We start from the raw sequence: 13,015 nt of genomic DNA on the forward strand, positions 1-13,015 counted from the left end.
CCGTGCAGCCTTACCCGCCGTCCTTCTACGCGGCGAGCGCGAACCCCTTCACTCCGCGGCCCAGCCTTGCCGGAGAGGTGCGTTGCGATGTGGTGGTGGTGGGCGGCGGTTATGCCGGCCTGTCAGCAGCTCTGCACGCGGCAGAAGCGGGCTTTTCGGTAGTACTGCTGGAGGCGGAGCGGATCGGCTTTGGCGCATCAGGCCGCAACGGCGGGCAGATGATTCCCGGCCTGCGCTGGAGCGCGGCCGATCTGGTGCAGAAGTTTGGCCGCGATTCCGCGCGCAGCCTGCTTCAGCTTGCCAATCTCGCAGGCGACCGGGTGCGCAGCCGCATCAACCGCCATGGCATTGCCTGCGACTTGAAGTCCGGCCATTTTCAGGCGGCGGCCAAGCCATCGCACCTCGAAGCCATGAAACGCGAAGTAGAATTGCTGCACGATTTGCTGGGATATGAAAGTGCCCGGATTGTGGATCGAGCAGGTGTGCAGGCGTATGTCGGCAGCGCTATCTATTACGGTGGGTTGTATGATGCGGATGGCGGGCATCTTCACCCGCTCAACTACGCTTTAGGCCTGGCTCAGGCTGCATTGGATGCCGGGGTGCGCATCTTTGAGGATTCGCGTGCGCGGGCGGTGGAGGACGGCGCAAGGGTTGCGGTGACAACCGATAGCGGCCGGGTGGTGGCGGATTTTGGAGTGCTCGCCTGCGACACCGCAATGGGCGAAATTGACCCGCAACTGGGCAGGATGACGATGCCGGTCGCCAATTACAATGTCGCCACCGTGCCGCTGGGGCCCGATGTGGCGGCGGCGCTGATCCCCACGGGCGCGGCGGTGGCGGACAGCCGTTTCGTGCTCAATTACTACCGCCTGTCCGCCGACAACCGCCTGATCTTTGGTGGGGGCGAGAAGTATACGCCCGCACCGCCGCCCGATATTCCCGCCTTTGTGCGCCCGTATCTGGAGCAGGTTTTTCCCCAGCTTGCCGGGGTGCAGATCGACTATGGCTGGGGCGGGCTGGTTGGGGTCAGCTTCAACCGCTTGCCGCAGATGGGGCGGCGCGGCAATGTGTTCCACGCGCATGGCTGGTCGGGCCACGGCGTGCTGCTGACCACGCTGGCCGGGGAATTGATTGCCGAGGCGATGCGCGGCACGGCGGAACGTTTCGACCTGCTGGCGGACTTGCCGGGCAAGCCTTTTCCCGGCGGGCGGCTGCTGTGTCACCCGCTCTATGTCGCCGGGATGCTCTATTACGCGCTGAAGGACCGCCTGTGATTACCGATGCCGCCGTTGCCGCCGTGATTGCCGAGGAAACCGCGCTTTTCACCGCCGCCAATCCGCGTTCGGCCGATCTTGCCCGGAAGGCCGCTGCGCACTGGCACCGGGGCGTGCCGTTCCACTGGATGCTCGATTGGGGCACGCCGTTCCCGCTGTTTGTCGAACGGGCAGCTGGGGCTGAACTGTGGGATGTGGACGGGCACCGCTTCGACGATTTCTGTCTGGGCGATACCGGTTCCATGTTCGGCCATTCCCCGCCGCCCATTGCCGAGGCGCTGGCCCGGCAGGGTGCGCGGGGGCTTACCTATATGTTGCCGGGAGAGGACGCCGTGGCCGTGGCCGACGCGCTGGCAGAGCGGTTCGGCCTGCCCTTCTGGCAAGTCACCTCCAGCGCCAGCGAAGCCAACCGCGCGGTCATCCGCTGGTGCCGGGGCATTACCGGGCGGGACAAGATCCTGGTGTTCAACGGCTGCTATCACGGCGCGGTGGACGATGTGTTCGTCGATCTGCGCGACGGCGTGCCCGAATTGCGCCGCAGCCTGGTGGGGCAGGTCTATGATGTGCGCGAGCATACGGTGGTGGTCGAATTCAACGATCTGCCCGCGCTGGAAGAAGCACTCGCTACCGGCGACATCGCCTGCGTGCTGACCGAACCTGCGCTGACCAATGTGGGCATGGTGCTGCCCGATGCGGGCTATCTGGAAGCGATGCGGGCGCTTTGCACAAAGCACGGCACGTTGCTGGTCTTCGATGAAACGCACACGATTTCGAGCGGTTACGGGGGGCACAGCGCAACCTTCGGCCCGATGCCCGACCTGTTCGTGCTGGGCAAGCCGGTGGCGGGCGGGGTGCCTTGCGCCGTCTATGGCTTTTCTGCCGAAGTGGGCGCGCGAATGGAGCGCTGCCGCGCCGAGGGCGAGACGGGCCATTCGGGCATCGGCACCACGCTGTCCGCCAATGCCCTGGCGATGGCGGCGATGCGCGCCTGTTTGACGCAGGTGATGACGCGCGAAGCCTATGCCCATATGCTCGCGCTGGGCGACCGGCTGGCCGAGCGCGTGGCACAGGTCATTCGCGCCAACGGCCTCGAATGGCACGTGGCGCATATCGGCGCGCGGGGCGAGTTCATCTGCGCCAGCAATGCGCCGCGCAACGGGACAGAGGCGCGCGCCGCGATGCAGGGGCCGCTGGAACGCGCGCTGCATCTCTTCCTCATCAATCGCGGCGTGCTTATCGCGCCGTTCCACAATATGACGCTGGTCAGCCCCGCCACCCGCCCGGATCAGGTGGAGCGACTGGCGCACGTTCTCGACGATTGCCTCAAGACCCTGATCGGAAAATCTCAATGACCAAGCCGCCCTTCAGCTCGAACTCAATCGCTTCTGTTGACGAGGCGCGCGCCTTCTTTGCCGCGCATCCCGATGTGGACGCGGTGGACATCATCTTCACCAATCTGTCGGGCGTCCCGCGCGGCAAGCGGCTGCGCCAGCACGAAGTGATCGCGGTGTATGAAACCGGGCGCTTTCTGCCCGGATCGGTGCTGGTGGTGGATATTACCGGCCGCGATACCGAGGAGACAGGGCTTGTCTGGGAAGATGGCGATGCCGACCGTTATGTGCGCCCCGTGCCCGGCACGCTGGTGCCCGCGCCGTGGCTGGGCAAGGGTGCGGCGCAGTTCCTGACCAGTTTCTACGAGCTGGACGGCACCCCCAACGATCTCGACCCGCGCCATGTGCTGGGCCGGGTGGTGGACAGCTTTGCCGACCGCGGCCTGACCCCGGTGATGGCGGTGGAGCTGGAGTTCTACCTTGTCGATGTGGAAGGCGGGCGGGTGCTGCCTGCGCGCGGGCAGGTTTCCGGCTATCGCGGCGCGGATATCCAAGTCTATGGCCTTCGCGAATTGCAGGATTTCAAGCCCTTCTTCGATGATCTTTACGCCGCCTGCGATGCGCAGGGGCTGCCGCTGGAGAGCGCGATCTCCGAATTCGCGCCGGGGCAGTTTGAGCTCACCCTGCGGCACAAGGCCGATGCGCTGCGCGCCACCGATGATGCGGTGATGTACAAGCGGCTGGTGAAGGGTGTCGCCATGAGCCACGGCTTTGAAGCAACCTTCATGGCCAAGCCCTTTGCCGACCAGGCGGGCAACGGGATGCATCTGCATATCTCGATGAATGACGATGCCGGCACCAACGCCTTTGCCAGCGAAGACCCCGAAGGCACGCCGATGCTGCGCCACGCCATTGGCGGGATGAAGGCGCTGCTGGCGGACAGCATGGCGATTTTCGCGCCCAATGCGAACAGCTACCGCCGCTTCCGCGCCAATTCCTATGCCCCCGTCGCGCCCACATGGGGGGTGAACAACCGCACGGTATCCTTGCGCGTGCCCGCTGGCCCGCCCTCCTCGCGCCATGTCGAACACCGCGTGTGCGGCGCGGATGCGCATCCCACGCTGGCGAGCGCGGCAGTGCTGGCGGGGATGCTGCACGGCATTGCCAACCAGATCGATCCCGGCCCGGCGGTGGTGGGCAATGGGTATGAGCATCCCGAAGCCAAGGTGAAGCTGCCCAACAACTGGGCCGCCGCGATCGACGCCTTTGAAGCCAGCGCGGAAATGAACCGCTACCTCGGCGAACGCTTCGTGAAGAACTACGCCACCGTGAAGCGGGTGGAGATGGCCAATTTCATGGCGCAAGTGACCGAGGCCGATTACGACTGGTATTTGCGCAACGCGTAGTTCCGTTGTGCTCCCCTCCTGCTTGCGGGAGGGGTTGGGGTGGGCCTTACCGCCGGTGGTTTTGCGCGGTTTCCAGAAACAATTGCACCGGGCCGGAATGGCGCGACAGCCGCCGCCAGCCAATCCCGATATCGACCGTGGGCAGGCTTTCGCGGGTTCGCTTGGCGAGGATGCGGTCGCCTTCCAGTGTCCAGGGCCGGTAAACCAGATCGGGCATCAGCGTGATGCCTGCGCCCGTGCCGACCAGGCTGCGCACCCCTTCGACCGAGGAGGTGCGGTAGGCGACGCGCGGCGGATGGTCGAAATGCGCCCAGATGCCTTCGACCAGCCCTTCCAGCTCGTCGAGGGAAAGCATCACCACCGGATCGTTCTCCAGCTGTGCCAGTGACAACCCATCCACTTGCGCCAGCGGGTGGCTGGGCGCGAGCCAGGCGCGGCATTCGCTGCGCAGCAGCACTTCGAAATCGATCGCGCTGCGCTGTTCCAGCGTGGAAACATTGAGCAGCGCCAGATCGAGCTCGCCCCCCACCAGCATATGTTCGATATAGGGGCGTTTGTCCTCCACCAGGCTCACCTCGATCCGGGGATAGAGGCGGCGGAAGTGCGAGAGCAGATCGGCGAAGAAATAGCCTGTGACCAGCGGCGTTGCGCCAATGCGGATGCGGCCTTCGGTCTGGTCTTCCCCCTGCGCCACGCCCACCGCCAGATTGTTGACCGAATCAAGGATCGCGCGGGCATTGCGCAGGAACTGGCTGCCTTCGCGGGTGAGCGAGACGCCCTTGGCATGGCGGTTGAACAGGGTAAGGCCGGTTTCCAGTTCCAGCGTGCGGATCGCGTCGGTCACCGCGCTTTGGGAAATGCCCACTGCGTTCGATCCGCCGGATACCGAGCGGGCTTCGGCCACGGCGATGAAATAGCGGAGCTGGCGCAAAGTGATGTTCATGGGCGTGCATCTTCTAGCAAGCGGATTTTCCGATAGCTATCGTTTTGCATAATCGACTGGCGCGCGCGCGGAATCAGGGCATTCTTCGCAATTGTGCACTTGCAGCAATGTCAGGCTGGGGTAGCATCACGATTCGACTGCGCAGGGACTCGCCACTGTTCCGCATCCGGTTTCGGGCTGGCATCTGAAGTTTCTGGCGCCAACAACAAGGGGCCTGTCGTCATGAGCAACTCCAGGGACATCACCATCGACATCCGGCAATTGCAAATGGGCCGCCGCTCGCTTCTGCAGGGGCTGGGCGTGGCCGCAGTCGGCATCAGTTTCGGCGGGCTGGCCGCGTGCAGCGATTCCGGTGGCGGCCTTGCCAGCACGGGCGAGGAGGCATCGCTCAACTTCTACAACTGGGACACCTATATCGGCGAAACCACGCTCGACGACTTCCGCGAAGCGAGTGGCATCACCGTGAATATGAGCCTGTTCGCCACCAATGACGAACTGTTCGCCAAGCTGCGCGCGGGCAATCCGGGCTATGATGTGATCGTTCCGTCGAACGACTTTGTCGAACGCATGGTGCAGGCCGAACTTGTGCAGCCGCTCGACCACACGCTGATCCCCAACATGGCGAATATCGACCCCAGCTTCATCGATGTCAGCTATGATCCGGGCCGGGTCCATTCGATGCCGTATACCTGGCTGGCGCTGGGAATCGGTTACCGCAAGTCCAAGGTTTCGAGCGTGCCCGACAGCTGGAAGGTGCTGTTCGACTCCAACGAATATGCGAACCGCATCGCGCTGCTTTCCGAAGCGGGCGATGTCATGCGACTTGGTGCGAAATATCTGGGCCATTCGGTGAACGCGATCACCCCCGAAATCATTGCGCAGGTGGAAGCGATGATGATCCGCCAGAAGCCGTTCATCCGCACCTTCCACGAGGATAACGGGCAGGATCTGCTGCTGTCGGGCGAAGTGGATGTCGTGATGGAATATAATGGCGACATCGCGCAGATCATGACCGAGGATGACGATATCGATTTCGTGATTCCCAAGGAAGGCAGCCAGCTCAATTCCGATAATCTGTGCATTCCGGTGGGCGCGCCGCATCCCAAGAATGCGCATATGTTCATCAACAATCTGCTCGACGGGGAAGTGGGCAAGAAGATCACCGAGACGATCCTCTATCCCACGCCCAATGCGGCGGCCAAGGCGCTGATGCCGGCGGATTATGCCGCCAATCCGGTCATCTTCCCGCCTGCCGACCTTCTCGCCAAGTGCGAATACGCGGCCTACAACGCCACCAACCAGCCGCTTTACGAGGAAGCCTTCACCCGCATCCGCGCGGCCTGATCGCACCTGATCGCCTGCGCCTTTTCCTGACAGGCCCAAGGGGGGAACCGGATGGAGAACTGGAAAAATGCCAAGGGCGTGTTCGCGGCGATTGCCGCGGCCCCCATGGCATGGCTTCTGGTCTTTTTCCTGTTTCCCCTTGCGCTGGTCTGGCTTTACAGCTTCGGCACCAATACCAGCCTGACCGAAATCGAGATTTCGGGCACCTTCTCCAACTACGCCCGCGCGCTAGACCCGCTTTACCTGGGCATTTTGTGGAAATCGATCCTGGTGGCGGCGGCCACCACGGGCATCTGTCTGGTGGTGGGTTTTCCCGTGGCGCTGGCCATCGTGTTCGCGGCGGACAAGTGGAAGCCGTGGCTGCTGCTGGCGATCATGTTGCCGTTCTGGACCAATCTGCTGATCCGCACCTATGCGCTGATCGCGGTGTTGCGGCGCGAAGGCTATGTGAACCAGACGCTGGGCTGGCTGCACGAGCATTACGGCAATCTGATGGTGCTGGTGGGCCTGCCGGCCCCCGGCGCTTACGAGCCGCTGGAACTGCTTTACAACAATTTCGCGGTGATCTTCGGCCTTGTCTATGTGCACCTGCCGTTCATGGTATTGCCGCTTTATGCCGCGCTTGACCGGATGGACAAATCGCTGATCGAGGCGAGCCTTGATCTGGGCGCGGGCCATGTGCGCACATTGCTGACGATAGTCGCGCCGCTGGCCGCGCCGGGCATTATTTCGGGCGTCATTATCACCTTTGTGCCTGCCTTGGGCGCCTATCTGACGCCTGATCTGCTGGGCGGGCCGGACAGCCAGATGATCGCCAATGTGATCGAGCGGCAGTTCAAACGCGCGAATGATTGGCCGTTTGGCGCGGCGCTGTCCTTCCTGCTGATGTATGCAACCTTTATCGCCATCGCCATTCAGGCCATGAAATCGCGCCAGGCGGAGAGGCGGCAATGATCTTTCGCAAACGGCGCACGCCGATTGCCCCGCTCGAATATTCGCGCCGCACATCGATGCGGCTGTGGGTGGGGCTGGTGCTGTTCTTCCTCTATGCGCCGCTCATCACGCTGATCGCGTTCAGTTTCAACGACAGCCGCCGCAATATCGTGTGGCGCGGTTTCACGCTCGATTACTACGAACGCGCGCTGAACAATGCCAGCCTGATGGAGGCGCTGCTCAATTCGCTCACCATTGCCGCGCTGGCAACTGTGGTCAGCGTGGTGCTGGGCGCGCTGGCGGCGGTGATGCTGTGGCGGTTCCGCTTTCCGTTCAAGGCGGGGGCGGAAGGCGCGATGGCCTTGCCCATCGTGGTGCCCGAAATCTGCCTTGGGGTCGCATTTCTGGTGTACTTTGCCCGCATCGGATTCCCCTCCAACCTGCCCTGGCCGCTCAATCTGGGGCAGATCACGATTGCGCATATCACCTTCTGTTTCCCCTTCGTGGCGATGGTGGTGCGCAGCCGCCTGACCAGCTTCAACCGCGAGGAGGAGGAGGCCGCCAAGGATCTGGGCGCGAGTGAATGGCAGACCTTCCGCGACATCCTGTTGCCACATATGAAGCCGGGCCTCATCGCAGGCGCGCTGCTTGCCTTCACGCTCAGCCTTGACGATTTCGTGATCACCTTCTTCACCAGCGGGCCGAATACGATCACTTTCCCGGTGAAGGTCTATTCAATGGTGCGCTTCTCGGTCACGCCAGAGGTAAACGCGGCATCGGCCATGGTCATCGCCATCACCGTCATTCTCACCACGATTGCGCTCAAGCTGCAAAGCCGCATGGGCCAGATCACCCAAAGGCACTGAGGCCATGGAAACCAAGCAGCCGATCATCCAGATCAAGAATGTCTCCAAGCGGTTCGGCCCGGTCACCGCGGTGGACAATGTCAGTCTGGATATCATGCCGGGGGAATTCTTCGTGCTGCTGGGGCCATCGGGCTGCGGCAAGACCACGCTGCTGCGCATGATTGCCGGGTTCGAAATGCCAACCGAGGGGCAGGTGATCATCGATGGGCAGGACATGGCGCGGGTGCCGCCCAACAAACGGCCCGTGAACATGGTTTTCCAGTCCTATGCCGTGTTCCCGCATATGAGCGTGGCAGACAATGTCGGCTACGGCCTGAAAATTGCGCGCGTGGGCGCGGATGAGGTCAGGACACGCGTGGCCGAGGCGCTGGAACTGGTGAAGCTGGATGGCTTTGCCGACCGGATGCCCAACCAGCTTTCGGGCGGGCAGCGGCAGCGCGTTGCGCTGGCGCGCAGCCTGGTGATGCGGCCCAAGGTGCTGCTGCTGGACGAACCGCTCTCCGCGCTCGACGCCAAATTGCGCGCGCAGATGCAGTTCGAGCTGGCGGATTTGCAGGACGAGGTGGGCATCACCTTCGTCACCGTCACCCACGATCAGGACGAGGCGCTGAGCATGGCGGGGCGCATCGCGGTGATGAACAAGGGCGAAGTGGCGCAATTGGCCACGCCGTCCGACCTCTACGAATTTCCGGCCAACCGGTTTGTGGCCGATTTCGTTGGCTCGGTGAACCTGTTTGAAGGCAAGCTGACGCTGGACGAGCCGGACCGTGCGGCAGTGGATTGCCCCGGTCTTGGCAAGGTGTGGCTGAACCACGGCGTCACCGGCCCGCATGGGGCGGATGTGTGGGTGGCGATCCGGCCGGAGAAGATCTACCTCCATGTGCCGGGAGACGGGAAGGCGGTGCGCGGTGCGGCCGAAGATGCGCCCGACGGCTACAATTTTGCGCGCGGCACGATCAAGGGGATGAGCTATCTGGGCGATATCACCCTGTTCGACATCAAGCTGGAAAGCGGCGCGCTGCTGCGTGTCTCGCGCCCCAATCTGTCGCGCCGCGACCAGGAGGATTTCACCTGGGACGACAAGGTGTCGATGCACTGGCGCGCGGACAGCCCGGTGGTGTTGCTGGGGTGAGCGGGGGCGCTGTTCATCGGGAAAACCGATAGCATTCGCTTTCCCTTTCCTATTTCTCCGGAACGGGCGGCGGGCCTAGGGTTTTCGAAGTGAATCCCAATGTCCGGAAAGCGGAAATGATCGACAGCCACAGCCAGTTTATCGGCGGAAAAGCCGCACATGGCAGCGAATCGCCCGAAGCGGTGTTCAATCCAGCCACCGGCGAACAGATCGCCAATCTGCCCAGTGCCAGCCGCGCACAGGTGGATGCGGCCGTGGCGGCGGCGCAGGCGGCCTTTCCCGTCTGGTCCGCGATGACTCCGGGCGACCGTTCGCGCGCCATGCTGAAAATCGCTGACCGGATTGAACAAATGGCCGACGATTTCGCCGCGCTGGAAATGCTCAATTGCGGCAAGCCCGTGGGCACCGTGCGCGCGGTGGATGTGGGCAACACGATCGACGTGTTCCGCTTTTACGCTGGCGCGGCGCGCACCGTGCCGGGGGTTCCGGCGGGGGAATACCGCAAGGGCCACACATCGATGCTGCGGCGCGATCCGCTGGGCGTGTGCGTGGGCATTGCGCCGTGGAATTATCCGCTGATGATGGCGGCGTGGAAAATCGCGCCCGTGATTGCGGCGGGCAACACCATCGTGCTCAAGCCCTCCGAACACACCCCGCTCACCGCGCTGAAACTGGCCGAGGTTTGCGCCGAATTCCTGCCTGAAGGCGTGGTCAATGTCGTGACCGGCAGCGGGGCCAGTGTGGGCGCGCAATTGGTGGCGCACCGCGCGGTCCGGATGGTGAGCCTTACCGGCGATGTGGCAACGGGGCGCAAGATTCTGGAAGCAGTCGCCCCCACGATCAAGCGCACCCACTTCGAACTGGGCGGCAAGGCGCCGGTGATCGTGCTGGCCGATGCGGACATTTCCGCTGCGGTCGCCGCGATTGCCGAAGGCGGCTATTACAATGCCGGGCAGGATTGCACCGCGGCGTGCCGCGTGTTCGCGCATGCCAGCGTATACGACCGGCTGGTGGCTGAACTGCAAAGTGCGGTGCAGAATATCGCCATGGGCGATCCCGCCGATCCTGCCACGCAATTGGGGCCGCTGATTACCCCGCGCCAGCGCGATCGGGTGGACGGCTTTGTCGCCCGTGCCGCCGCCGATACCGATGCGGAAATCGTGACCGGTGGATATGTGCCCGATGGCCCCGGTTTCTTCTATGCCCCCACGCTGGTGGCGGGTGCCGGCCCGGCGGATGAGATCGTGCAGAAGGAGGTGTTCGGCCCGGTCGTTTCGGTCACCCGTTTTGGCGAGGATGAGCAGGTGCTGGGCTGGGCTAATGACAGCGAATACGGCCTCGCCAGTTCGGTCTGGACGCGCGACGTGGGGAAGGCAGCGCAATTTGCCGCGCGTCTCCAATATGGCGTGACATGGATCAACACCCATTCGGTCAACGCCACCGAAATGCCGCATGGCGGGGTGAAATCGTCGGGCTATGGCTCGGATCTGTCGATCTACAGTCTGGAGCATTACATGACCACGCGCCATGTGATGATAAAGCACTGATCCGATGACGAATGCGCGCCCGGTTCTTGGAGTGATCGCCTGCCAGCGGCAGGTCGGCACCGAGCCTGCGCAGGCGGTGATCGAACGCTATATCCGCGCCGCGATGCGCTATGCCGATGTGGCAGCCCTCATCATCCCCAGCCTGCCCGATCTGATGAGCGCGGACGAGGTGGCGGGGCGGCTGGATGGCGTGCTGCTGACGGGCAGCCCGTCCAATATCGGCCCGCATCATTACGGCGAGGAGGCAGGAGAAGGCCCGTTCGATCCCGGCCGGGACGAGATTGCGCTTGCCATGGTGGATGCGATGGCTGCGCGCGGCCGCCCGGTGTTTGGCATTTGCCGGGGTTTTCAGGAAATCAACGTGGCGCTGGGCGGCACATTGCGGCGAGATGTCTCCGCCAGTGACGATCTGCTGCGCCACCATGCGAGCGATGGCGTGGCGTTCGATGCCATGTTCGATCATGCGCATCCCGTCTCCCTTAATCCCGATGGCGTGCTGCACCGTGCGCTGGGCAAGGCACAGCTCACCGTCAATTCGGTGCATTTTCAGGGGGTGGGCCGGCTGGCCGATGGGCTGACGGTGGAGGCGACCGCGCCCGATGGGCTGGTGGAGGCCTATTCCACCACCATTGGCAATGCGCCCGTCATCGCGGTGCAATGGCATCCGGAATGGCAGCCGGAAAACAACCCGGACAGCCAGGCCTTTTTCCGCCTCATGGGCGACACATTGCGGGGGATATGATGCCCATTATGCGCACCAACCGCTTTCTGGCCCGGATCGGCTTTTCGCCCTGAGAGGGCGCTGCGCCATCCGTTCCCCCAGATTCAATTTTCCAAGGAAGACATCATGCCCGGCAATTACGATATCGCGGAATTGAAGCGCCTCGACGTGGCGCACCATTTGCCTGCGCAGCAGGACTACAAGCTGATCGAGGATATGGGCGGCAGCCGCATCGTCACCCATGCCAGCGGTTGCTATATCCACGATGGCGACGGCAACCGCATCCTTGATGGCATGGCGGGGCTGTGGTGCGTGAATGTGGGTTACGGGCGCGAGGAGCTGGCCGATGTGGCGGCGGCGCAGATGCGCGAACTGCCCTTCTACAACACCTTCTTCAAGACGGTGACGCCGCCCACCGTGCTGCTGGCGCAGAAGATCGCATCGCATACCGCGCCGAAACCCGGCGACAAGTTGCAGCACATCTTCTTCAACGCCAGCGGTTCGGAAGCGAACGATACCGTGTTCCGCATGGTGCGCCATTACTGGAAAGTGAAGGGGGAGCCCAAGCGCACCGTCTTCATCAGCCGCTGGAACGCCTATCACGGCTCCACCGTTGCGGGGGTGAGCCTGGGCGGCATGAAGTTCATGCACGAACAGGGCGATCTGCCCGTGCCGGGGGTTGAACACGTGCGCCAGCCTTACTGGTTCGGCGAAGGCTTCGGCACCGATCCCGTCCAGTTTGGCAAGGATTGCGCCGCCGCGATCGAGGAGCGGATTCTGGCCGTGGGGCCGGAAAATGTCGCTGCCTTCATCGGTGAGCCGGTGCAGGGCGCGGGCGGGGTCATCATCCCGCCGCCGGGCTACTGGCAGGAGGTCGAGGCGATTTGCCGGAAATACGGCATTTTGCTGGTGGCGGACGAGGTGATCTGCGGCTTTGGCCGCACGGGCGAATGGTTCGGCCACCAGACTTACGGCTTTACCCCCGATATGGTGGCGATGGCCAAGGGGCTGTCGAGCGGTTACCTGCCCATCAGTGCCACCGCCGTTTCCAGCGACATTGTCGAGGTGCTGAAAACCGGCGGCGATTTCGTCCACGGCTTCACCTATTCGGGCCATCCGGTTTCCGCCGCGGTTGCGCTGCGCAATATCGAGATCATCGAGCGCGAAGGGCTGGTGGAACGCACCCGCACCGATACCGGCCCCTATCTGGCCGAAGCCTTGCAGCGGATTGCGGGCCATGAACTGGTGGGCGAAGTCCGCTCGATCGGCCTGCTCGGCGCGGTCGAGATCGTGAGCGAGAAGGGCACCAACGCACGCTGGGGCGGCAAGGAAGGCAATGCCGGGCCGGTGGTGCGCGATATCTGCATCAGGAACGGCCTGATGGTGCGCGGCATCCGCGACACCATCGTGATGTGCCCGCCGCTGATCATCACGCATGACGAGATTGACGAGATGATCGCCATCATCGCCAAGTCGCTGGACGAGGCCTTGCCCGCCCTGCGCGAAATCGGGGAGTAA

11 protein-coding genes are annotated in these 13,015 nt (G+C 63.4%); 10 read left to right on the plus strand and 1 reads right to left on the minus strand.

Annotation, left to right across the window (positions count from 1 at the left end):
• Positions 1-2 precede the first annotated feature (2 nt).
• Genes WFP44_RS01300 through WFP44_RS01310 form a run of 3 tightly spaced genes read left to right on the plus strand, consistent with a single transcriptional unit; the run spans position 3 to position 4,011 of the window.
• Complete coding sequence (locus tag WFP44_RS01300) at positions 3-1,274, plus strand: NAD(P)/FAD-dependent oxidoreductase (protein ID WP_336924528.1); 1,272 nt, start codon at positions 3-5, stop codon at positions 1,272-1,274.
• Positions 1,271-2,626 carry an aspartate aminotransferase family protein gene (locus WFP44_RS01305; protein WP_336924529.1) on the plus strand — a complete coding sequence of 452 codons (1,356 nt, stop codon included), beginning with the start codon at positions 1,271-1,273 and terminating at the stop codon, positions 2,624-2,626. The genes WFP44_RS01300 and WFP44_RS01305 overlap by 4 nt, the downstream gene beginning before the upstream one ends.
• On the plus strand, positions 2,623-4,011 hold the full coding sequence (locus WFP44_RS01310; protein ID WP_336924530.1) for a glutamine synthetase family protein: 1,389 nt from the start codon (positions 2,623-2,625) through the stop codon (positions 4,009-4,011). The genes WFP44_RS01305 and WFP44_RS01310 overlap by 4 nt, the downstream gene beginning before the upstream one ends.
• 46 nt (positions 4,012-4,057) lie before the next feature.
• Here the strand turns inward: WFP44_RS01310 and WFP44_RS01315 are convergent, their stop codons facing one another.
• The gene (locus tag WFP44_RS01315; RefSeq protein ID WP_336924531.1) at positions 4,058-4,954 is read right to left on the minus strand and encodes a LysR family transcriptional regulator; all 897 of its coding nucleotides are present in this window, start codon (positions 4,952-4,954) and stop codon (positions 4,058-4,060) included.
• Positions 4,955-5,176: 222 nt separating this feature from the next.
• Between WFP44_RS01315 and WFP44_RS01320 the strand changes: the two genes are divergently transcribed.
• The 7 genes from WFP44_RS01320 to WFP44_RS01350 all read left to right on the plus strand — a co-directional run bounded on the left by WFP44_RS01320 (position 5,177) and on the right by WFP44_RS01350 (position 13,015).
• Complete coding sequence (locus WFP44_RS01320) at positions 5,177-6,298, plus strand: ABC transporter substrate-binding protein (RefSeq protein ID WP_336924532.1); 1,122 nt, start codon at positions 5,177-5,179, stop codon at positions 6,296-6,298.
• A gap of 51 nt (positions 6,299-6,349) precedes the next feature.
• Positions 6,350-7,252, plus strand: a complete 903-nt coding sequence (locus WFP44_RS01325) for an ABC transporter permease (RefSeq protein WP_336924533.1) — start codon at positions 6,350-6,352, stop codon at positions 7,250-7,252.
• Positions 7,249-8,097: an ABC transporter permease gene (locus WFP44_RS01330; protein WP_336924534.1), complete on the plus strand. Its 849-nt coding sequence runs from the start codon at positions 7,249-7,251 to the stop codon at positions 8,095-8,097. The genes WFP44_RS01325 and WFP44_RS01330 overlap by 4 nt, the downstream gene beginning before the upstream one ends.
• A gap of 4 nt (positions 8,098-8,101) precedes the next feature.
• Positions 8,102-9,229, plus strand: a complete 1,128-nt coding sequence (locus WFP44_RS01335; protein WP_336924535.1) for an ABC transporter ATP-binding protein — start codon at positions 8,102-8,104, stop codon at positions 9,227-9,229.
• Positions 9,230-9,345: 116 nt separating this feature from the next.
• The gene (locus WFP44_RS01340) at positions 9,346-10,776 is read left to right on the plus strand and encodes a gamma-aminobutyraldehyde dehydrogenase (RefSeq protein ID WP_336924536.1); all 1,431 of its coding nucleotides are present in this window, start codon (positions 9,346-9,348) and stop codon (positions 10,774-10,776) included.
• A 4-nt stretch (positions 10,777-10,780) separates the two neighbouring features.
• Entirely contained in the window at positions 10,781-11,518 is a 738-nt protein-coding gene (locus WFP44_RS01345) for a gamma-glutamyl-gamma-aminobutyrate hydrolase family protein (RefSeq protein WP_336924537.1), read from the plus strand.
• Positions 11,519-11,623: 105 nt separating this feature from the next.
• Positions 11,624-13,015, plus strand: coding sequence for an aspartate aminotransferase family protein (locus WFP44_RS01350; protein ID WP_336924538.1), 1,392 nt, complete (start codon positions 11,624-11,626; stop codon positions 13,013-13,015).

The organism is Alteraurantiacibacter palmitatis, assembly GCF_037154115.1.
Classification (GTDB): Bacteria; Pseudomonadota; Alphaproteobacteria; order Sphingomonadales; family Sphingomonadaceae; genus Alteraurantiacibacter; species Alteraurantiacibacter palmitatis.